Origin of the sequence: Streptomyces sp. NPDC058864 (assembly GCF_042742985.1) — a bacterium.
Classification (GTDB): domain Bacteria; phylum Actinomycetota; class Actinomycetes; order Streptomycetales; family Streptomycetaceae; genus Actinacidiphila.
This window is the reverse complement of record NZ_JBHYMQ010000026.1, coordinates 66596-86604: the sequence shown is the minus strand read 5'-3', so window position 1 is coordinate 86604 and position 20009 is coordinate 66596. Positions and strand designations below refer to the sequence as shown.

The window sequence follows — 20009 nt, the reverse complement described above, 5'->3', positions numbered from 1 at the left end:
TGCCTTCCTCCTGTGGGGTCTTCTTGCCTTGATGCTCAATCACGCCGGCGGGTGAGCTGCGCGGCGGCCATTCCGGACGTGGCTCGGGGTATACGCGACACATGCTTGCGCACGCACATTATCATGGCCTCGGCAGCCGGCGTCGTGTGCCGATGGCGGCCGGCGCGACTTTCCGACCGTGTGGGGATTCGTCTTTCGGTGACTGATCGGCGAAAACCGGCCGATGCTCGCGCGACGCGATCATGCCCTTTCGGCGGGAACAAGCGTTCCCGTACTCTCGCATCGGCGATCAAGGTGGTCGGGGCTCCCGGTACCCGGGGGCAACAACGGACTGCCCTCGCCTGGTACGTCCCGCCGTGGCATTGGCCCGGGCAGCTTCAGCACGCGTTCCGGCCGGTGACCACCGGCCGAAGGCGGCTTTCCGTAACCGAGGGGGATCACGTTGGACTTCGACAGCGCTGTGTCTCGCCATGCCGGCCGTTGTACCGGCTTGGCACTCGCGGTCGTGGCCGTGACCGCTCTTGCGGCCGGATGCGGCGCGTCGGAGGGCGGGTCGTCAGCGGCTCGCGCGACGCCGTCGTCCCCGCCTGACGCGGGGACGGGCCACGCGAGCCCGTCACAGCCCGAAGCCGAACCGGGGAGCAGCGGCCCGGAAGCGGACGACGGAACCCCCGAGGCGGCGACCGCTGCCTCCAAGGGCGGTGTCATCGTGCGTGAGCCCGTGCTCAAGGAAACCGGCGACGCCTTCTGGGTCGGCGTCAGGGTCGTCAACACCCACTCCGCACCGGCCAGGATCCATGCCGTCATCCGGCTGACCGGACCCCTGGGATACAACGCGTTGCTTGATGTGCGGACCGACGTTCTCCGGTACGGCGCTTCACAGGACGGCGTCTACACGGCGCACGACGAGGCTGAGGGCGCGGTGATCCCCGACCGGCCGACGGTCGTGGTGGTCGCTGTCACCCGGAGCGAGGTGTAACGCCCCGCGTTCCACTTCGTGGCCCCGCCGTGGGCACTGTCGGCAGGTGCTCATCTCCTCAGCCGCTGGGGAGTCGCACCCGACGCCGCGCAGGAGCTGGTCGACCAGGCCATCGGCGGTCGGTTCGAGAGCTGGACCGGCCCTGACACGGTGCTCGTCGAGGACACGGCGGAACGGCTCGCGCTGTCTCTGCGGCCGAACGACGGAGCGCGCCCTGTCCGGACCTGCGCCGGACCAACCCGAGCGGTAGGACGACACTGCGGCGTCCGGCGCCGGGCCCCGTCGGCGGCGGAGCCCGCCCCGAGAGTGCCGAGGGCGTCGAGGCTCGCGACTTCGGCGGCGGCTGCCGCCCAACGCGGTGGCGGCGATCGTCGCCAAAGGCCATTGACGGGTGGGAAGCTGTCGACGGTCGCATGTGGGGAACGCTCGGGGGAGGGGCCGGACATGAGGCGGAGCAGAGCGGGCATTGTGGGAGTGGTGTTCGGGCTCGGGCTGCTGAGCGGGTGCACTCCTGCCGACCTGCCGCTTGTGGCGGTGTGGTTGGGGTCGCAAGGTGACCCCGTGGGGAGGGTGCAGCCGTGCGGCGGGGACCACGCCTCGAATGTGTGGCTGAGCAGTTGGGAGGAGGAGGTGTCGAGCGGCGCCGTCAGCACCCCGGCAGGAGCGGGCGAGGCTGCCGACAGCGGCTGGCACATGTGGTCGTCGGCGCGTATCGGCCGGACAACCTTCCCCCTGTTCTCCCCACCGTCCTCCTGGCGCGTGGAAACCACTGGGACGCAGGAACTGCTGAAGGGCCGCACGTACGCCCTGACGTTCACGGGCCCTCGCGGCAGCAACGGGAACACGTACGACGGCCATGTGTACTTCACCGCCGATGACCTCGAATCCCTGGACCCCGGCCAGGTCTGGGCCGACGGTCGCGCGATGAGCCGGGACGCCTTCCGCGAACTCGTGGACGACAACTGCTGAATGCCCACGTCCCTGCTTTTCGGGTGGCGGGACGGTGCGCCAACTGCGTGGCAGGTCTTCCTACGGGACGGTGCGCCAACCCTCGCCCTCGCCGACATCGACGAGCGCGAGTTGGCCGGCCCTGGTGGCCGGCGGCTCGTCTCACCCGAACGGCACCCGTATTCCGGTCGGCGCCGGCCGGGGGCCCCGTACCTGGCGGGCGCCGACCGTACGTCTGTGAGCCCTCCGCTGCCCGCAGCCGATGACCGGTCAGTCACCCCCCGTGACTTCGGGGCCCCCGAGTGGTGCCCGGACAGTGGCCCCGAGTCGCGCGACAGGCCGGTCCGCCCACGTGGGCGGGGTCAGGCATGCGCCTGGTTCTTGCGCCGCTTCCACCAGGTCAGGCCCACGCCGGAGCCCAGGAGAAGCAGGGCGAGTCCGGTGGCGAGCCCGGCCTCGGTCCCGGTGCCGGCCAGGTCACCGTCGGAGGAGCCGCCCGACGGGTCCGTGGGAGCCGGGGTGGTGGTCGCCGAGTCCGTCGCCGATGGCCGCGGCGTCGGGGAGTGGGTGGGCCCGGCCGTGGCGGTGGGGGTGTGCGTGGGCGTCGGTGTGCCGCCGCCGGTGCCCGCCTTCACCGGCAGTCTGTGTTCCGCACCGCTGATGTAGTAGTCGCGGGGGGCCGAGAAGATCACGAACTCCCGGTCGTACGACCTGATCTTGGCGCTCACGGTGAAGTTGCCCTGGCCGTCCGTGGTCGTCTGGGCGTTGTACTGGTTCTCGTAGTAGGTGCGCAGGAACACCCGGGTGCCGGCGATCGGCCCGTGCCCGGCCGGCCAGCTCACCTTGCCCGTGACCGTGAGGGTGTCGCCGACGCGCACCGTGTTCTTGTTGACCTTGTAGGTCAGCGTGCTGGCGACGGGCGAGGTGCTGACCGTGGTGTCGGCGTAGACCACGTCGTGGTCCGAGGGGTCTTCCGCCGGATCGTAGGTGGCGTAGAACTGCACCTGGTCGAGCGGGGAGAGCAGGACGCTGTTCTTGTCCGTCCAGCGGTCCGCCGCGACGTCGTCGAGCGTGAATCGCCCGTTCTGGTCCGTGTGCAGGGTGCCGAGGCTGCGACTTTCGCTCTCGACAGGGTTGATGGGGTCGCCCCACGGGTTCCAGGTCGCGTACATCACTCCCTGCCCGACGGAGACCGAGGCATCCGTCACGGGCGAGCCGTCCGCCCGCGTCAGGGTGCCGGAGAGATCGACCTTGCGCCGGCCGAAGTCGGTGTGGTCGGGCGTGGCGGACAGGGTGAGCCGGTAGGAGGCGGCGGCCGGCGCTCTGGTGGGCGAGGAGGTGGTGGGCGCCGTGCTGGACGTGCTGGACGTGGCGGGCGTCGTGGGCGGGGAGGATGTGGCGGGCGCGGTCGGTGCCGCGTGGGCGGGCGCCGAGGCGCCGATTATGAGAAGGGCGAACAGTGCCGTCGCGGTCGAGCGGCCCGCCGCCGGGCGTGAGCGCACGTGAACTCCAAGGAATCATGGTCGGGTTGGCACGACGAGAGCTGCCGTGCCACCGGTTGTCCCGGTGCAGATTGGACCCCTGGAGCACTGCTCGTGGTTGTACCGGATTGCGGTAAAGCCACTTGCACATGCTCTGTTCGACAGGAGGACTCCTGTACGCCGCCTGCAGTACAGACCACCGGGGATGCCTGTGGTCGGCGGGAGCCGCCCCTGCGGCGGGTGCCGGAACGGTTGGCCGAGCCGGACCTGGACGTCACCCTCACCGAGACCGATCAGCGCAAGGTCGGGTGGAGAGCCTGCGCAACGGCCCGGCACATCTGCGGATCCTCGGTCAGGCCGATTCCCAGGGCCCACAGTCAGTAGTCCACCGTGCGCACCAGCGTCCAGGCCTCTGCCCGGTCCCCGTCGAGTTCAGCCGTCTCGATGAGGGCGGCAAGCCGGCCCCGGATGCCGGCAGCCCCGCTCATGTCCGGGAATCGCCGCCAGATCAGTGGCGCCACCGCGTACTCGGGATCGCCGGTGAGCGGCTTGGGGTCGATGGCCAGCCACGGCTCGCGCGCGCCCGCCAGTACGTTCTCGTAGTGCAGGTCACCGTTGACCAGGTGCCGCGCTGTTGCGGGGCCGTACTCGGTGGCAAGGCCGGCTGCCGCATCGATCAGTCGCCTGGGGAAGGGACGTCCGAGCTGCTCCCACTGAAGGTGCAGGCGGCCGGGGTGCGCGGCGGCGACGTCCCGCAAGGAGGTGAAGCCCTGCGGGGCCGGAACCGACAGTCGTCGTAGCAGGAGCCCGGCGGCGGAGACCGCCTTGTGGATGTCGATGGCGGAGAGGGTGCGGCTCGCGTCGAGTCGTTCCAGCAGCATCGCTCCGGCGGCCGGCTCGTGGTCCAGCAACAGCACGGTCCCGTGGCCGTTCCAGGCGGCAAGAGCCGCAGCCTCATGCAGGGTCGTGGCGTCCTGCCACGACACCTTGAGCGCGCAGGGCTCATCGCCACGCCGCACCGGGACGACCAGGCCCAGGTGACCGTGGAGCGGCGTGCCGTCCACCGACAAGCCCCACCGTGCGCAGAGGCTCTCCACCAGAGCGGGCAGGGAGTCGACCCAGTCCTTTCCGCTCCGGCCGGCACGGGTCACTGCGGCGGCCGCGAAATCCGCGGGAACGTCGATCACGACCTCATTGTGCGGGATGTGCGTGGCACACCCACGGACGGGCACCGTGAGCACGCTGCGGAACCGTCGCGCCGGGAGCCACCCTGGGCGCACGTCCGCCATGCGCACTCAGAGGCCCGTTCCACCCGGCCGGGCGTCTTCGGGGACGAGCGCGCCGGTGCGCTCGTGCTAGACGACCGGCGGCCCCGCTTCGATGCGGCGCAGCACCGCAGGAAGGCTGTCGAGGTCCGGACCGCCCTGGACCTGCCGCTCGTCCCACCAGGTGGCGCCGGCGTCGTACAGCGGACCGATCACGTCCTTGGCCTTCGCCGCGTCCGGGGACGTGGCACCGCCGAGCACGAACTCGAAGGGGCGCTCGAGGTCGGCAGTCCGGTGTTTGCGTACGTAGCCGATCAACTCCCGTACCTCTGCGGCATCCGGCACATGTCCATGCCGGGCCGTCTCGAACAGCGGCACCGCACCGTCCCATCGGGCTGCTCGCCGCATGGGGGCCCGGCGCGGCCAGAACCCGCCGATCCACACCGGCGGACCGGGCTGCTGCACCGTGGCGGGCAGCAGCGTCACGTCCCGGACCTCGTAGTGCCGGCCGTGGTGGTTCACCGGCTCCCCGGACCAGAAGGTCCTCAGTACTTCCAGCCCCTCGTCGAGGCGTTCGGCGAGGAGGCGCGGCTCGGCGGCGTCGCCGAAGCTGGCGTATTCGTCCTCGATCGGACCGCCCAGGCCCGCGGCGAAGATCACCCGGCCGCCACTGAGGTGATCCAGGGTGGCCACCTGGCGGGCCAGTTGCTGGGGACGGTAACGAGGAACCGGCGTCAGCAGGGTGCCCAGCCGGATCCGGGAGGTCGCGAGCGATGCGGCGGTCAGGAGCATCCAGGGGTCCCCGAAGGGACGGCCCTGATGCCGCCGGTGCAGTACGTGGTCCCAGACGAAGAGCCCGTCCCAGCCCGCCTGTTCGGCGGCGACCGCCACGGTCGCGACGTTGCGGGGGTCGGCGAAGTCGCCGAAGTTGGGGATGTTGACCGAGAAGCGCATCCCAGCAGGATGCCGAGCCGACCGCCGGCGCGGCAATCGCATTCGGAGCCGGGCGGCTTCAGTGCGGGCCGCGGGACCCCTGCGGTCGGGCTCCCGCGCGTCGCAGCGGGATTCGTTGCCCGGTTGTCAGAGCGCGGGGTGCTGGTCGCGGACCGGACTCAGGGTCTCCAGCAGCGAGGCGATGTGCAGGATCGTGGACTCCGCGTGCGAGTTGGCCGCCAGTTGCACTCCGATCGGCATGCCGTCGCTGCTCGTGCCGAATCGCATCGCCAGGGCCGGATGTCCCGTCAGATTGAACGGGACGGTCGTCGACGACACGTGGAAGGCGTCGACGGTTCGGCCGTCGATGGTGAACTGCCCGAGCTGGTGCTCGTGCGCCGGGATCGTGGTCACCGGGAGCAGCAGGACGTCGTACTGGTGGAAGTACTCCGCGAAGCCGTCCCTGAGCCGCTCGATGCCCTGTTCGGCGCGGACGTAGTCCTCCACGGACGTGTCCGGCATGGCGGCCAGGGTCTTGGAGTAGGTGAACATCTGGTCCTCGTGGCCCGCGGTGACCTGGCGGAAGGCCGGCTTCACTTCCATGACGTTCATCTTGGTCCAGAGTTCGAGGGGGTTGTCCCGCTCGAGAGCGGGGATGTCCACCGCGTCGACCCGGGCCCCCGTTGTCCGCAGGGCGTCGGCGGCCGCCCGCACGGTTGCCGCGACCTCCGCGTCGGTCGGACCGAGTCCGGAGTCGACCAGCCAGCCGACGCGCACGGGCCGGCCGGGGGAGGCGCCCAGGCCGGTGTCGAACTCGCGCGGGGTGGTGGAGTAGCCGTCGGCGCCGTCGGGGCCGGCCAGCAACGAGTAGGCCAGTGCGAGGTCGCGGACGCTGCGGGCCATGGGCCCGACGTGCCAGTTGCGGCGCGGTGCCCGCGGCCAGACGCCCGTCATCGGGATGCGTCCGTGGGTCGGCTTGAGCGCCGTGACGCCGGTGTCGGCCGCCGGACCGCGCACCGAGATGGACAGGTCGCTCGCGAGTCCGAGCGGCGACATCCCCGCCGCGATCGCCGCGGACTCCCCGCCGCTCGAACCGCCGGGCGAGTGACTCAGGTCCCAGGGGTTGTTCGTCCTGCCGGTCAGGAGGTTGTCGGACTCGACCCAGTACGAGAATTCCGGGAGGTTGGTCTTCGCCAGGAGGATCGCACCGGCCCGCTTCATGCGCGCCACCGCGGTGGCGTCGGTGTCCGGGATGCGCCCCGCGAAGATCGGCGAACCGCGCTGGGTGAGCACTCCGGCGGTGTCGAACGAGTCCTTGGCCGTGAAGGGCACGCCGTGAAGAGGCCCCACGTCCTCGCCCGCCGCGAGCTCCTCGTCCGCCGCCCTCGCGGCCTTCAGCGCGCCGTCGGCGAGCGTGACGATGGCGTTGATCCTCGGATTCGTGGCTTCGATGCGGTCGAGGTGCGCCTGTACCACCTCGACGGAGGAGACCTTCCCGGTACGGATCAGCTCGGCGAGTTCGGTCGCGTCGGTGTGAATGAGATCGGTGGTCATGATGAATCCTGTCCTCGACCGGTCTGCTCCACCTGTTCGGACCGGTCTCCTGTTGGTCGTGTTGCCGGGGCTCGGTGAGCCACAGGCAGTAGTGGCACGTCAGGCGTGCAGGGCCTGGCGGTGACCGCCATGGCGCGGTCGGGTCGGCCGGGGCCGCCATGCCTCTTCGCGATCAGGCCCGGCAGGCCGGCCAGGGCGCGGTGAAAATTCAACGAACGGCACGAGGAGCGCCTCCTCGATCGAGGTGGCTGTGCTCTTGGGTTCACCGCCCCGGTGCAGATACTATGTAGGTCAGCATACATGCTACGTGGAGTGGGTGCAGGATGGGACGGCGAACGGACGCCAAGCAGAAAATGGTGCAGGCCGCCAAGCAGCTGATCCGGCAGCGCGGCTACAACGCGACGGCCTTTTCCGACGTGCTCGAACTCAGCGGCACGTCCCGCGGATCGGTCTACTTCCACTTCCCCGGCGGCAAGACGCAGCTGGCGATCGAAGCCGCCGAAGCCCACGCCTTCGAGCAGGTCGAGATCATCGACCGGGCCGCCGGGCAGGCCACCTCCCCAGGTCGGCTGATCGAGCTCTACGTCGAACTGAGCCGCGACGGCATGATCGCCAGTGACTACGGGCGAGGCTGTGCCGTCGCTCCGCTGATCATCGAAGGTGCCACGCGGGACTCGGTCGAGATCGCCGAAACGGGCCGCCGTGCCTTCTCGGAAATGACCGACAGGCTGGCCTTCCACTTCGTCGCCTTCGGCGTGGAGCGCGCCCCGGCGAGGACGCTCGCCGACGCCGTGCTCGCGGGTGTCCAGGGAGCGATGATCACCTCCCGCGCGCTGCGCAGTCCCGGTCCGTACGAGTCGGTGCGCACCGTACTGGTCGGCCACGCCGCGAGTGTGTCTCCGAAGCGCGACGGCCGCACCCGCGCCTGAAGCCGGTCCGACGTGCGGCCCGGCCCGCCGCCCCGCGGGCCGGCCGCCGCGTCCTTGACGTCAGTGAACTATGTATGTTGACCTACATAGCACTTGGTTCATCGCGTGGACCGTCCGCCGCAGTCGATCGGCGATGCCTTTCGTTGCATGCTGCCCGCCACGGGCCCGCTGCCAGTGAAAAGAGGGGTTCCACTCATGGCTCGCATACTCATCACCGGGGCGTCCCGGGGCATCGGTAAGGGCACCGCGACAGTGCTGCACGAACAAGGTCACGAGGTCATCGCAACGGCTCGCGACGTGTCCATGCTCGACGACCTGCCGGTGGCGCAGAAGTTGCGACTCGACGTCACCGACCAGGCCTCGGTCGACCGGGCGCTGGCCGAGGCCGGTCGCGTAGATGTCCTGCTCAGCAACGCCGGAACGACCGTGCGAGCCCCGATCGAGACGATCCCGCTCGCCGCCCTGGGTGACCTGTTCCAGCTCAACACCTTCGGAGCCCTGCGCGTCGCGCAGGGCGTCCTGCCCCAGATGCGCCGGCGAGGGACAGGGCAGCTGATCTTCATGTCCAGCATCCAGGGCCGCCTTGTGATCCCGCTGATCGGTGCCTACGGCGCGACCAAGCACGCCCTGGAGGCCCTGGCCGAGGCCCTCGCCATCGAGGCCGGCCGCTTCGGTGTGTCCGTGCACGTCGTGCAGCCGCCCGCGGTGACCTCCGGGGGCGCCGAGCGCGCCGAGGTCCACCTCGACGACAGCAGCCCCTACCGCCCGCTGCTGGACAAACTCGGCCCGTTCCGCGCGGCACCCGTCTCGGTCCAAGAAGTCGCCGACGTCGTGGCGGCGACGATCGCCGAAGGCGACAAGGCCCCCTTCCGCATCCCCGTCGGCGAAGGCGCGAAGACCATACTGAGCGCACGCAAGGCCGCACCCGACGACACGCCCTTCCTCGCCGCCCCCCTGGACTGGTAACCGCGCCCGGCCCCACCGCGGGCACTCGACGAAGGCCCGTACCAGGGGCCGTCCGAGCGTCATGGAAAACGCCAAACCTTTCCAGTAATGTGAAGGTTTAGCGGCCGGCGGCAAGATCGGCCGCCTGCGCGACGACGAGGCGTACCGTCTGCGCGACGCCCGGGAAGGGGAGTGCAGCGTGAAGATCGGAGAACTGGCCGCGAAGACCGGTGTCGCGCCGAGGCTGCTTCGCTACTACGAAGAGGTCGGCATCCTGACGCCGTTTCGGAGCCCCAACGGATACCGAACGTACGGCGAGCCGGCCATCGACCGTGTGCTGCAGATCCGCGAACTCCTCGAAGTCGGTCTGACGACGGAGATGATCCGCGAGGTCCTGCCCTGTCTGGAGTCCGCCGAGGGCGACGCGCACACCCGTGAGTGCGCGGACGCACAGGACCTGGACGGTCTGCGACGCCAACTCGGCAGCATCAAACGGCGCATCGACGTGCTGCAGCGCAACCAGCGCGCGATCGAGGCATACCTGCGCTTCCAGGAGGACGCCACGGCCACCGTGCCCACGACCGCGGACGGAGTCCTGGTCCTGGTCGCGGAGTGACAGCGGCGGGACCCGGACGGCGCGGCGCCCACGTGCCGTAAAGCGCTGTCGATGACGATGAGGCGGACGCGGGCCGGAGGACGCCGCAACGGACGAATTCGCCCGGTCGCGGGGGCTCCGGTTCCGTCGGCTGTCGTGCCGGGTCCGGAGCCCCGTGCGTCAGGGACGCGGCTTCCGCGTCAGATGCTGAGTCCGCCGTCGACGGTCAACCGTGCGCCCGTGATGTAGGCGGCGTTCTCACCGGCGAGGAAGATGACGGCCTTGGCGATGTCCTCGGTGGTGCCCATGCGCCCGAGAGGGGTCATGGCCACCTGCGGGGCGGCGTTCGGGCCGTCCGCGGGGTTCATGTCCGTGTCGGTCGCCCCGGGCTGGATGACGTTGACGGTGATGCCGCGCGGGCCGAAGTCACGCGCCCACCCGCGGCCGAGCTGGTCGATCGCCGCCTTGCTCGCCGCGTATTCGGCGACGCCAGGGGCGGGAATGCGGTGGGCGACGATGCTTCCCACCAGGATGACGCGCCCGCCGTCGGGCAGATAGCGCGATGCCGAATGCGTGGTGACGACGGTGCCCATCACATTGGTGGCCATCATCTGCTGGACCCCTTCGAGGAGGTCCAGGTCCAACTGGTCGACGGTGCCCATGACGGCCACTCCGGCGGAGTTCACCAGCACGTCGATCCGGCCGCCCAGGAACTCGGCGGCCTGTTCGACGGCGGTCGACGCCTCGTGGGGGTCGGACTGATCCGCCTGTACGGCATGTGCCTTCACCCCGAGAGCGACCAGGTCGGCGACGACGTCTTCCGCCTGCTCGCGCGACTTCCGGTAGGTGATGACAACGTTTGCGCCCTCACGTGCCAGTTCACGGGCGATTCCCGCACCGATGCCCCGCGACCCTCCGGTCACGAGCGCCGTCCGTCCTGTCAGTGTCTTGGACATGGCAATGTCTCCTTGCGCCGTTCAGTTGGCTTTCAGCTACTGACCGAAGCTAAAGGTTGACATTAGTGTGAACGTCAAGCCCGGAGGCCATGACGTGCATCACTCGCGCTTGCGTCCCGGACCTCGGCGACGGCCGGGTCTCACCGGAACCGCGCCAGCCAGTCATCGTCGGCAGCATGGGCCACGGCATCAGGTGCACGCCACCCGGGCGCCGGCACGCTCACGTCGTCCGGTCACCGCACCGCGACAGAGGAGGCCGGCGCGGCGGCCCAGGTGCAGTCGCGGCCCTTGCCAACGGCGACGCTGTACGTCTCGCCTGCGGGAGGGCGTTCTTCGGCGTCGGGAAGCTGCATGGGCCGGACCGGGCGTACGCGCCCGGGATCCCGTTGCCGAGAGGACTGCCTTGGCAGCCGGCCAGGTGTGCGGTCCGTGGCGTCCCTCATGCGGAAGACTGTGCGGGTGACCTTTCCCACCGCGCTCGCCGCCGCCGAAGAGATCCACACCCACCTGGTTGATCAGCTCAACCTCGCCCTTCGCCGGCCCGGGATGTACGGGGGCGAGACAGCTCTTCGGATCATGATTGATCACCTGCTGTTCGTGGAGCGCCGGCCTGAGGCGTGGGCTCAGGAGCAGCGGGACTGGGAAGAGCGGGGGTTCGGGACCTCCACCGGTATCGCGGGAGCTCTCCGGGACCTGTTCCCCACGCAGGTGGACGGCGAAGTGATCGCCTCGGTGTACGCGGAGTTCGCGCATCGACGCGGCTGGCTCCAGCCTGACCACGTGCTCACGGGGGAGGCGTACGGGGCCCTCACGGGCCGTGTCCGGCAGTGGGCGGCCGTGGACCGTACATGGGCTGACGTGACGGCGGAGTTCGGCGCTCCCTCCGTGCTGTTCGGAGGGAACAACCCGCTGTACGGGAAGACGCTTGCTTACCTCACGGATGATCCGCAGCAGCCGATGGTGGCCTTCCACCTGTGGAACGGCAGCGCAGCAGGAGCCGCATCGTGGTCGCCCGAGCATGAGCAACCGCTGCTCCTCGCAGTGCGTTTCGGCGTGGGCTCGTTCGGGGCATCGTTGACCTTCACCCCCGAGGGCGAGCGGCGGAAGCCGGAGATCGGTGATCCGTGCCTGGAGCAATAGCAGGTCCGACGGCGAGCGCAGGTCACCCGCATGGGGATTCCCAGGACAGCGGGTCCGCCTCCCCGTGATCCTGACCCCTGGGGGCCTGCCTTGAAGCCGGGTCGTAGCACCGCGGCACCGTGCGTCTGGCTGGGAACGAAGGCCAGAGCGGCTGTCAGCCCACCTGCGCAAGGATGACCGTGCGAGGTCTGGCGTCGCCGCCTCCGGCCTTCCGCTGTGAGCGACATACGAGGCCGACACGATGGGCAGCCCTACGCGTGGCGGGAGTTGCTGCCTGTTGGAGCGATGAGTTGCTCGATCCGGTGTTGCACGAACAGGAACGGGCCGCGCCGCTCTCCGAGGAGGTGCGCCGGGCCCGTTGGTTGGGCCGGGCGGGTGCGGGCGTCGAGGGGGTCTGCGCGCTTGAGGACCGCCTGCGCACCGAACTGCCACCGAGCTACCGGCAGTTCTTGCTGACGAGCAATGGCCGGCTCAACACGACCTCCGACAGCGAGCGGCCTTGCCGCAGGAACAGGCCCCGTCAGGGCTCTTCGGGCTTGCGGGCCAGCAGGCAGGCGTGCGGTCTGTTCACCCGTCCGCCAGGCTCCTGCTCCAGCCTCGCGGTGACGACGAGTCCGGCCTGCTCCAGCAGGTCGGCCACGCGGTTCAGGGGCAGGAGGTACGACTCGTAGGACACCGGGCGGCCGTAGCCCTGGCTCGGCTGCAGCCGTTCATCGCCGACATAGTCTCCCCAGAGCAGATAGCCGCCGGGCGCGAGCGTGCGGTGGAACTCGGCGAACACCGCCGGCAGCCACTGCGGGGGCGTGTGGTGGGTGGAGTACCAGGCCAGGATGCCGCCGAGTTCGTCGTCCCCCGTCTCCAGCGCGGTCATCGAGCCCTCGGTGAACAGCAGGTTCGGATAGGCGTGCCGGGCCAGCCCGATCATCTTCGGTGAAAGATCGACACCGAAGGCGGACACCCCGAGACCGGCCAGGTACGCCGTCACGCGGCCGGGGCCGCATCCCAGGTCCGCGACCGGCCCCAGAGCAGCCGTCCGCACGAGTTCGGCGAACCCCGCCAGCATCGCGCGTGACAGCGGGTCCAACGCGGCCGGAGGCGGGACGCGCTCGACGTAATCGACGGCGACCGTGTCGTACGACTCGCGGACGGCGGTCAGAAAGGAGGGCTCGGCCATGCGGGCGACCCTAGACCAGAGCACTGACATGCCGTGTCGCGACCTTGAGTTGACCTGCGCGACATCCACCGCCGTGAGGCAGCTGAGCGGCGGCTGCGGCAGATCACGCGGTCGCTTGAGGCATCCGGCTCGGGGCCCGGTCCGCAAGCTGCCCGTTCGGTCACGTGAACGGCCCTCGATGCTGCCGGGCGGGCCCACTGGCGCGGCAAACGGCGTCGTCCTGCACAAGATCCGTACCGGGACGGGGGCGCGCCGTGCAGGTGAAGGTGACACTCCTGGTGGAAGACGGCTTCCCTGTTGTCCACCGGCGCACGATGGAACCCGGACGCGATCCGCTTCATCCGCGGACCGTGAGCGGGCCCGCCGCTTCTGGGCGGAAGGCGCGACGGGCCCGCGAGATCCAGCATGCGCCCTGGCCGGCTGCAGAGCGCGTCGAAGGGTCGGCCAGGAGAAGCGCCCCCCGCGTGGCAGGCGAGTCAGGGTCCGGCGCCTCCCGGGACCGGGCAACCGGCGACGTGGCGGGTGGGCGGCAGGCGGTCTGGCGCGGGGGTGGACACCTGAACCCTGGGAGAAGCACTACCGATCATGGCTAGCGAGAGCTAGCATCGCTGCATGGCCAAGACGCAGCTGAACGTCCGGCTGGACGAGGAGACGGTGGAGGCGGCCCGCCAGGCGGCGGGCAACCGGCACATGTCCCTCCAGGAGTACATCGAGCACCTGGTGAAGTCCGACACCGATCCCGTCCGGAAGGCGTTCCTCGCCTCCGCGGCGAACGTGATCGAGGAGTTCGGGGACCTCATCGAGGAGCGCGTGCGTGAACCTCGCCGTTGACCTCGGCTGGATCCTGAGCGTTGCGAGTCGGGCGGGAGAGGACGATCCGGCCCCGGACGACTTCGGCGTCCCTCTGTCGGCGGTGGAGCGGCACAAGGCCCAGTTGTTCGACCGGGACGTCTACGACGGGCCGGTGGCTCGTGCGGCCGCGCTGGCCCACTCGCTCGGGCGCCTCCAGTGGCTGGAGCGGTCGAACATGACGGTTGCCGTGGCGGTGACCGTGGCGTACCTGCAGGCCGCCGGCCGCCAGGTGAAGCCGACCTGGGACGAGGTGCGGGCCCTGGTCGACGAGCTGCGCGACGAGGCGTGCACGGTGCAGAGCGTGGCGGCGTTGCTACGGGCCTGGCCCGCCTGACGCAGTGCCGAGAAGGACCGCGCCCCTGAGAGGGCCGGGGTCCTCTGGCTCTTGTCGGCAACACGGGTGACCGAGGCCGGCGAGCATCCCCGCACGGAACTCACCGGTGTCGGCAACCCTCACGAGTAGAAGCCGTCCCAGTACTCGTCACCGCTGCACACGAAGTCTTCCGGACGCTGTACGCGCAGAACCTCGTACCGGGCTGCGTAGATGTGGATGGCCTCTTGAAGCGAGCAACCGAGGTGGTTCATCAGCGCCTTGTGGCCGAGGATGATCTTTCGGGCGAGGATCTGTTCGTCGGCAACGTCGACGGAGGCGCCATCTGTCATGGCAGCGATCAAAGTCGACCGGTGCCTCGTCGGCAACCGCCATAACGGCGGGCGGCCTGCGGTCTGCCCCGGAACCGCCTACGCCTCGTCCGTCAGATCGCGCCGCGCAACCCAGTTGTCGCTGGCTCACGGTACGCCGATCCCTCAGACCGCATGCCGCTTCTGGACCAGTCCCCGGCCGTGGCGGGGCGTCTTAGGTCAGGCGGGCGGGTCGGGCATGATCTCCCGGACCTCTTGCGCGCAGCGGCATGCGGCAGCGATCTCGGCAGCCCAGTCCAGCGCGTCCTCACGTGAGGGTACGTCGATGATCGAGAAGCCGCCGAGCACTGCCTTGGTCTCCGGGTACGGGCCGTTGGTGACGGTTCCGTCGGTGGCCACGACGCTCGCCTGCTGCCTCTGCAATCCGCCGCCGAAGACCCACACACCGGCCTCCTGAGCCTTGCGCACCACCTCGTGCGAGGCCTTGGCCACCTCGGGCAACTCCTCCGCGGGGAAGGTCATCGCGCCGTCGTCGAACGAGATCAGGTACCGCGTCACAGATGGCTCCCTGGGCTGTTGGTCGCCACCGACCCTATGACGAACGCCCCCTTTCAGAACGGTGAATGGTGTCGGAGCATCCAGATGAGGGTTTCCTGGTGGGTGAGGCCACGGGGCACGGTCTGGCTTCTCCCTCGGGATTCCGGAGGCGGAAGGACGCCGGCGCCATGCCGACAACGTGGGCTCGCCGACCCCGATCCGCCCGCGAGGCGGCCAAGCGATCCCCACCGAGGTCGGTCAGGTGAGCCGGCCGGACGCGGTCGCACGCCGCGGCTGCATCGGCGCCATGACCCGGTTCTTCCGCTTCCTCGCCCGTGGGCGCCGAGGCGCGCCGGCCGGGGGAGCCCCCCGCGGCCGATGGTTGCCGTGCTCCGTGCGGTGTGCCGTCCGGACCTGACGCCCCAAGGGTGTGAGCGCTCCCGGTTCTGGCCAAGTGACCCCGCTTTTCGGGCAGTTGTGTTGTCCTCGATGTGCTTTGGGGTGGTGGGCGTGTGATTGTTCTCGTGCACGCCAGTGGGTTGAGAGGGGGCTCCCTGCCTTGCGTGAGGTCCGGGCTGGGCCGGCGCGTTTCGGGGCTCCGTGGCAGCGATTCGAAGTAGCGCGATCCGCACGAGTGCCATCTGCAGGACCGGGAGAACTCGGTGTGAGGTCCCGGGGTGGTGCCGGTCTTTGTCTGCCTTTTCAAGGGAGGAACGCATGCGAGGGAACGTTCTGGCAAGGTCGCTGGTCAGTGTCACGGCTGTGGTGGGGATCGCGGCCGGGAGCCTGGCGGGTGCGAGCGCGAGCTTAGCCGCATCAGGCCCGGCTACGACGCAGCCGGCGGCCACGGCCGTGGTGGCGCCGCTCGCGGTGGTGAACCTCGGCCTGAACACCACGCAGGCCAAGGGTGTCCAGCGCTGGCTGAAGGCGTACTGGGGCTACACCGGCGGCATCGACGGTGAGCTGGGTCCGGAGAGCTGGAAGGCCTTCCAGCGCCACCTGAAGACGTACTGGGGCTACACCGGTGCCATCGACGGAGTGGTGGGGGGTGGCACGGTATCGGCGTTGCAGCGCTTCTTGAAGACCAACGGCTGGGGCTACACCGGCGCCATCGACGGCGTTGCCGGGTCGGGGACCCAGGCGGCGTTCGCGACGTTCGCCAACTGGTGCGTGGCCAACGTCTGATCCACTGACAAGCGCCACGCGGCAGGGGACCCCGGGCCATGCGGGCCCGGGGTCCCCGGCCGGGGTGTGTGCACAGTCCGCGACGACCTGGGGGAACCGGCCTGGACGGAATCCCGCTCTGCCCTGGCCCGGCACGGGACCGGACGGTCGCCCTCCCTTCGCAGCGCGCCCGGGCCGCGTCCCCCCGGACCGCCGCGACCCGCGAGGTCGATCGGTGGGTGCACGCCGGGCGAGGTGTGTACGCGAGAAACTGTTGGCGTTCCGACGTTATACGTGTAACGTGCGATCTGATTTCGTCGCCTGAGAGCTGCAGTGACCGTTTCCACGGGAGGGAGGCCCCGATGAGCATGATCGGAAGAAGCCGCCGCCTGTGCATCTTCGGCGACCACTCCTACCGCAGTGAGTTCTACGGCTGAAGCGTTGGTTCGCATCCGTGCGACTTCGTGCACCGCGTGCACGCACCAACGCTCTCCTCACAGCCAAGGAACCTGTCATGTCCCAGTTCTCCGCTGCGCCCTTCGCGATTTCCCACGACGACACCCGGTGGGCCGCCCGTCACATGCCGCTGCTCGCGGCAACCATGGAGACCCACGCAAGCGCCTTCGCCGGACGGCGGATCGGCATCTGTCTCCACATCGAACCCAAGACCGCCGTGCTCGTGTCCCACTTGGCCCGGGCAGGCGCTCGTGTCACGCTCACCGGTTCCCCGGGCACGACCCAGGAAGCCACCGCCGCTGCCCTGCGCGACGCGGGCGTGCACGTCGTCGGCCACCGCTCGGACACCCTGGAGCAGCATCGCGACAACATCGCCCGCGTTCTGGATGCGGAGCCCGACCTGATCCTCGACAACGGAGGCGACCTGATAGAAGGCGTCCTCGCACGAGGCGGTCTCCCCTCCCTTGTGGGGGCGACGGAGGAAACAACCACCGGCGGACTGCGCATCCGCTCCTGGGACGTCCAGCCCGACTTCCCGGTGATCGTCATCAACGACAGTCGGCTCAAACTGCTGGTCGAAAACGAGTACGGTGTCGGGCAGAGCGTGGTGCAGGGCTTCATGAACGCCACCAACCTCATGGTCCCCGGAGCGCGTGCGACCGTCGTCGGCTACGGGCCGTGCGGCAAGGGGGTGGCCGATACCCTCGCCAAGCTCGGCGCCCGTGTCTCGGTGGCCGACATCGACCCGTACCGCGCGCTCGAAGCCCTCATGGCAGGGCATGCAACGGGAGCGCTGTGCGATCTCCTGCCCCAGACGCAGTTGCTGTTCCTCGCCACCGGACACCCCGATGTCATCGGCGAAGCAGAGCTGGACGCTCTCGCGGACGGCACGGTGATCGCCGGCGTCGGACACATGCCCTGGGAACTGGACACCGAGGCGTTGTCCGGGCGTACGCTCACCGTCGAGCGCTCGGGAGCCAGCGGCCAGGAACGGGCCGTTCACCGTCTGGACGACGGGAGGGAGGTCATCGTGCTGGCCGACACCAAGATGATCAACCTGACGGCCGCCAAGGGGAACCCCATCCAGGCCATGGACCTCGGACTCACTCTCCAGGCCAGGAGCCTTGCGGCTCTTGCCGCAGCGGCGGAGAACCGGCTGATCCCGGGAGTCCAGGCTGTGCCGGCGCCGATCGACCGCCAGGTGGCCACCGACCTGGTGGCCTTGTTGAGTGCCTGACCGACCACGCTGACCGAGGGGTCGGCTCGGCGAGTCCTGTCGGATGACGACAGCGCGCGGCCGCCGCGAGGCGGCCGGCAGAGCCGCGAGGTCGCGACGTCCGCACCAGCCACCAGGAGTATGCCCACCCGATGAACGGCGCCAATCGAGTTCGCGAACTCAACCTCTACCGTCGGTACTTTGACCTGGTTGCTGCCGGCCGCAAGTCCATCGAGGTCCGCGTTCGACACCCGCATCTCGCCGACCTCGTCGCCGGCGAGGTGATCCGGTTCCGCATCAAGGGAACCGACGAGACGTGCGAAGTCCTCGTCAAGCGGGTCACCGCTTATGCGGACTTCGAGGCGCTGCTCGACGGTGAAGGTGCGGCGAACGTCAATCCGACCGTGTCGCGAGATGAGCAACTGGCCGCCATCAGAGCCATTTACCCGCCGGAGAAGGAAGCGCTCGGCGCTCTGGCGATCGAGATGGAGCTGCTCGCGCGGTGAGAGCCCGGCCGCACTGTGACAGCCGCAGAGGCAACCGGGCCCCCGCAGCGCTACGCCGTGGCCCGCTCACGGCATTCCGCAGCTCGCCGCGCCGTCGCGCACGGGGGACCGGATCGACCGGCTGCCGGTGGGCACGGAGGCAGTCGTGCCGGTGCTGGGGGCGTATCTAGCTGTCGGGCGGGCCCCTGGCACGGCGTTCCACCGTTGTGAGGCCCCGCCCGGGGCCCGCTGGATGGTCTGGCGCGACAGCAGCTCAACTCGCCGTCAGTCACGGCAGGAGAGCAAACAGCCCAGGCGCCAACTCAGTCACTGATCGGGAGCCATGACTCCTAGTACGAGTTGCAGAGGCCCTCGTCCGGACAGAACATCGCCCACGTGAAGTTGTAGCCGTTCACTACGGTGACGGGATTCGGGTCGGGCGCGAAGTTGATGTGCGACCCCGTGTCGGGTGTGGCGGTGAAGGTGACCGTCGTTCCGACCTCGAAGCTCGCGGCGCACGTGCCGCTCGGGTTCGGCTGCGGCTCCTTGGTGGCGTACGGGTCCCATGCCGTCGTGTGGCAGTTGATCCCGGCCGGCTGACTGGTGACGGTTCCGCCACCCCAGCCGTCGAACCACACATACAGTTGCGCGGTGGAAGCCCGGGCCGGGGTGATGGAGGCGATCGCGACGGCCGTGGCGAATGCGGTGACGAATCCCGCCGCGCGCCGGGCGCCGTTGCTGTACCTGCTCATGGGAGTCTCCTCGGATCGAATGGAACCCCCTCGAATCAGCGAGCAGCCTACTCGCCGCCTCGGCGGATATGGTATGAGAGCTGGCGTTGTGTCAACTTCCGTCAGGCTTCGGTGGATATTGATTGAGTCATGACGGAAAAACCGCGGACTGCGATCGGATGCGCACGGCGCCCCGTGAATGTCCGGTTGCCCGAGTCGGCGCCGGTTTCCGGTTGCGCCTGTGGCATGTCCATGCGCCATGCTGTGCGCATGATGCGACCCGCGCGTGCGCTGCTCCCCCTACTTCTGCTGCCGGTTCTCCTCACAGGGTGCGACGCGGACAAGAACGGCGGGACGGCCGCCGGCAGCGCCGACCTCGACGCCGCGGCGCGGGCGTGGGGCGTCGCGCCGGAACTCGTCTATGTCACCAAGGTCTCCGGCTACACCGTGTTCCGGCAGTCGGTCGGCGAGTACGAAGGCGAGTTCGTCGCCGCGTATCGGTCCGACAAGGGCCCCACCAAGTTCGGCCTCTTCGTGGGTCGAGGCACGCTGACAGCGGAGAGCTGTCCCAAGCAGCCGCTGGGTGAGGTGTCGGACAAGCGGGTCGCCTGTGAGCACGACGGCGACGCCTGGTACCGCAAGGCAGGTGACAGCCACGAGTACGCGGTGCCCGACAACGGTGTGGTGATTCGTCTGATCGCCGACGCGGACAAGGTCGACCGCGCCATTCTGCGTAAGGCGGCCGAGGCGGCGCACCGCCCGGACGACGTCGAATTGGCCGCACTCCTGCCGGCCGCCGACGGCGCGGACATCTGAGGGCTTGGCAGAGGGAACCGGGGAGCGCGGGGGTCCGTACCGCCCCGATCGACACGAGCGGCGAGGCCGCGGCCTCGTTCCGGCACCCCGCAGCGCGGTTCCCATTCGCGAGGTCATACGCGGCCATGGCACCCCAGCGCCCCGAAGCCGGATTGCGACGTGACCCGCCTTGCAGTCCACGGGCTCGGCGGCGAGTTCCGCGGGTGCCGAT

Annotated in this window: 21 protein-coding genes; 12 read left to right on the top strand and 9 right to left on the bottom strand. The window is 69.6% G+C overall.

Going from position 1 to position 20009, the window contains the following annotated elements:
- Positions 1-442 precede the first annotated feature (442 nt).
- Both ACFW3D_RS21150 and ACFW3D_RS21145 read left to right on the top strand, forming a co-directional pair.
- Positions 443-979, top strand: coding sequence for a hypothetical protein (locus ACFW3D_RS21150; RefSeq protein ID WP_500505790.1), 537 nt, complete (start codon positions 443-445; stop codon positions 977-979).
- Positions 980-1540: 561 nt separating this feature from the next.
- A complete protein-coding gene (locus ACFW3D_RS21145) occupies positions 1541-1948 on the top strand; it encodes a hypothetical protein (protein ID WP_500505789.1) in 408 nt (135 codons plus the stop codon).
- A gap of 341 nt (positions 1949-2289) precedes the next feature.
- Here ACFW3D_RS21145 and ACFW3D_RS21140 read toward each other — a convergent pair whose 3' ends face one another.
- The 4 genes from ACFW3D_RS21140 to ACFW3D_RS21125 form a co-directional block, all read right to left on the bottom strand.
- The gene (locus ACFW3D_RS21140; protein ID WP_500505788.1) at positions 2290-3429 is read right to left on the bottom strand and encodes a transthyretin-like family protein; all 1140 of its coding nucleotides are present in this window, start codon (positions 3427-3429) and stop codon (positions 2290-2292) included.
- A gap of 356 nt (positions 3430-3785) precedes the next feature.
- On the bottom strand, positions 3786-4595 hold the full coding sequence (locus ACFW3D_RS21135) for an aminoglycoside phosphotransferase family protein (protein WP_500505787.1): 810 nt from the start codon (positions 4593-4595) through the stop codon (positions 3786-3788).
- 168 nt (positions 4596-4763) lie between these two features.
- Entirely contained in the window at positions 4764-5627 is an 864-nt protein-coding gene (locus tag ACFW3D_RS21130) for an LLM class flavin-dependent oxidoreductase (RefSeq protein WP_500505786.1), read from the bottom strand.
- 126 nt (positions 5628-5753) lie between these two features.
- Positions 5754-7160, bottom strand: a complete 1407-nt coding sequence (locus ACFW3D_RS21125) for an amidase (protein WP_500505785.1) — start codon at positions 7158-7160, stop codon at positions 5754-5756.
- 323 nt (positions 7161-7483) lie between these two features.
- Here ACFW3D_RS21125 and ACFW3D_RS21120 point away from each other — a divergent pair, with 323 nt between their 5' ends.
- From ACFW3D_RS21120 to ACFW3D_RS21110, 3 genes are all read left to right on the top strand, one after another.
- Positions 7484-8089, top strand: coding sequence for a TetR/AcrR family transcriptional regulator (locus ACFW3D_RS21120; protein WP_500505784.1), 606 nt, complete (start codon positions 7484-7486; stop codon positions 8087-8089).
- Between the two features lie 195 nt (positions 8090-8284).
- Complete coding sequence (locus ACFW3D_RS21115) at positions 8285-9055, top strand: SDR family NAD(P)-dependent oxidoreductase (RefSeq protein WP_500505783.1); 771 nt, start codon at positions 8285-8287, stop codon at positions 9053-9055.
- 178 nt (positions 9056-9233) lie between these two features.
- Positions 9234-9650, top strand: coding sequence for a MerR family transcriptional regulator (locus tag ACFW3D_RS21110; protein WP_500505782.1), 417 nt, complete (start codon positions 9234-9236; stop codon positions 9648-9650).
- Between the two features lie 179 nt (positions 9651-9829).
- Here ACFW3D_RS21110 and ACFW3D_RS21105 read toward each other — a convergent pair whose 3' ends face one another.
- Complete coding sequence (locus tag ACFW3D_RS21105) at positions 9830-10585, bottom strand: SDR family NAD(P)-dependent oxidoreductase (protein WP_500505781.1); 756 nt, start codon at positions 10583-10585, stop codon at positions 9830-9832.
- A gap of 459 nt (positions 10586-11044) precedes the next feature.
- Here ACFW3D_RS21105 and ACFW3D_RS21100 point away from each other — a divergent pair, with 459 nt between their 5' ends.
- Positions 11045-11725: a hypothetical protein gene (locus ACFW3D_RS21100; protein ID WP_500505780.1), complete on the top strand. Its 681-nt coding sequence runs from the start codon at positions 11045-11047 to the stop codon at positions 11723-11725.
- 520 nt (positions 11726-12245) lie between these two features.
- Here the strand turns inward: ACFW3D_RS21100 and ACFW3D_RS21095 are convergent.
- Positions 12246-12899: a class I SAM-dependent methyltransferase gene (locus ACFW3D_RS21095; RefSeq protein WP_500505779.1), complete on the bottom strand. Its 654-nt coding sequence runs from the start codon at positions 12897-12899 to the stop codon at positions 12246-12248.
- A 612-nt stretch (positions 12900-13511) separates the two neighbouring features.
- Here ACFW3D_RS21095 and ACFW3D_RS21090 point away from each other — a divergent pair.
- Together ACFW3D_RS21090 and ACFW3D_RS21085 are read left to right on the top strand one after the other, a co-directional pair.
- Positions 13512-13730, top strand: a complete 219-nt coding sequence (locus ACFW3D_RS21090) for a hypothetical protein (RefSeq protein ID WP_500505778.1) — start codon at positions 13512-13514, stop codon at positions 13728-13730.
- Positions 13714-14085 (top strand): fic family toxin-antitoxin system, toxin component, encoded by a 372-nt coding sequence (locus ACFW3D_RS21085; protein WP_500505777.1) that lies wholly within the window; start codon positions 13714-13716, stop codon positions 14083-14085. The genes ACFW3D_RS21090 and ACFW3D_RS21085 overlap by 17 nt, the downstream gene beginning before the upstream one ends.
- Positions 14086-14204: 119 nt before the next feature.
- Here ACFW3D_RS21085 and ACFW3D_RS21080 read toward each other — a convergent pair whose 3' ends face one another.
- Complete coding sequence (locus tag ACFW3D_RS21080; protein ID WP_500505776.1) at positions 14205-14414, bottom strand: hypothetical protein; 210 nt, start codon at positions 14412-14414, stop codon at positions 14205-14207.
- A gap of 198 nt (positions 14415-14612) precedes the next feature.
- Entirely contained in the window at positions 14613-14951 is a 339-nt protein-coding gene (locus ACFW3D_RS21075; protein ID WP_500505774.1) for a YciI family protein, read from the bottom strand.
- A gap of 696 nt (positions 14952-15647) precedes the next feature.
- Between ACFW3D_RS21075 and ACFW3D_RS21070 the strand changes: the two genes are divergently transcribed.
- The 3 genes from ACFW3D_RS21070 (at position 15648) to ACFW3D_RS21060 (ending at position 18272) form a co-directional block, all read left to right on the top strand.
- The gene (locus ACFW3D_RS21070; protein ID WP_500505773.1) at positions 15648-16115 is read left to right on the top strand and encodes a peptidoglycan-binding domain-containing protein; all 468 of its coding nucleotides are present in this window, start codon (positions 15648-15650) and stop codon (positions 16113-16115) included.
- A 493-nt stretch (positions 16116-16608) separates the two neighbouring features.
- Entirely contained in the window at positions 16609-17787 is a 1179-nt protein-coding gene (locus ACFW3D_RS21065; protein WP_500505772.1) for an adenosylhomocysteinase, read from the top strand.
- Between the two features lie 131 nt (positions 17788-17918).
- Complete coding sequence (locus tag ACFW3D_RS21060) at positions 17919-18272, top strand: ASCH domain-containing protein (RefSeq protein WP_500505771.1); 354 nt, start codon at positions 17919-17921, stop codon at positions 18270-18272.
- Between the two features lie 329 nt (positions 18273-18601).
- Here ACFW3D_RS21060 and ACFW3D_RS21055 read toward each other — a convergent pair whose 3' ends face one another.
- Positions 18602-19003: a hypothetical protein gene (locus tag ACFW3D_RS21055; RefSeq protein WP_500505770.1), complete on the bottom strand. Its 402-nt coding sequence runs from the start codon at positions 19001-19003 to the stop codon at positions 18602-18604.
- A gap of 225 nt (positions 19004-19228) precedes the next feature.
- Here ACFW3D_RS21055 and ACFW3D_RS21050 point away from each other — a divergent pair, with 225 nt between their 5' ends.
- Positions 19229-19798 carry a hypothetical protein gene (locus ACFW3D_RS21050; protein WP_500505768.1) on the top strand — a complete coding sequence of 190 codons (570 nt, stop codon included), beginning with the start codon at positions 19229-19231 and terminating at the stop codon, positions 19796-19798.
- Positions 19799-20009 lie beyond the last annotated feature (211 nt).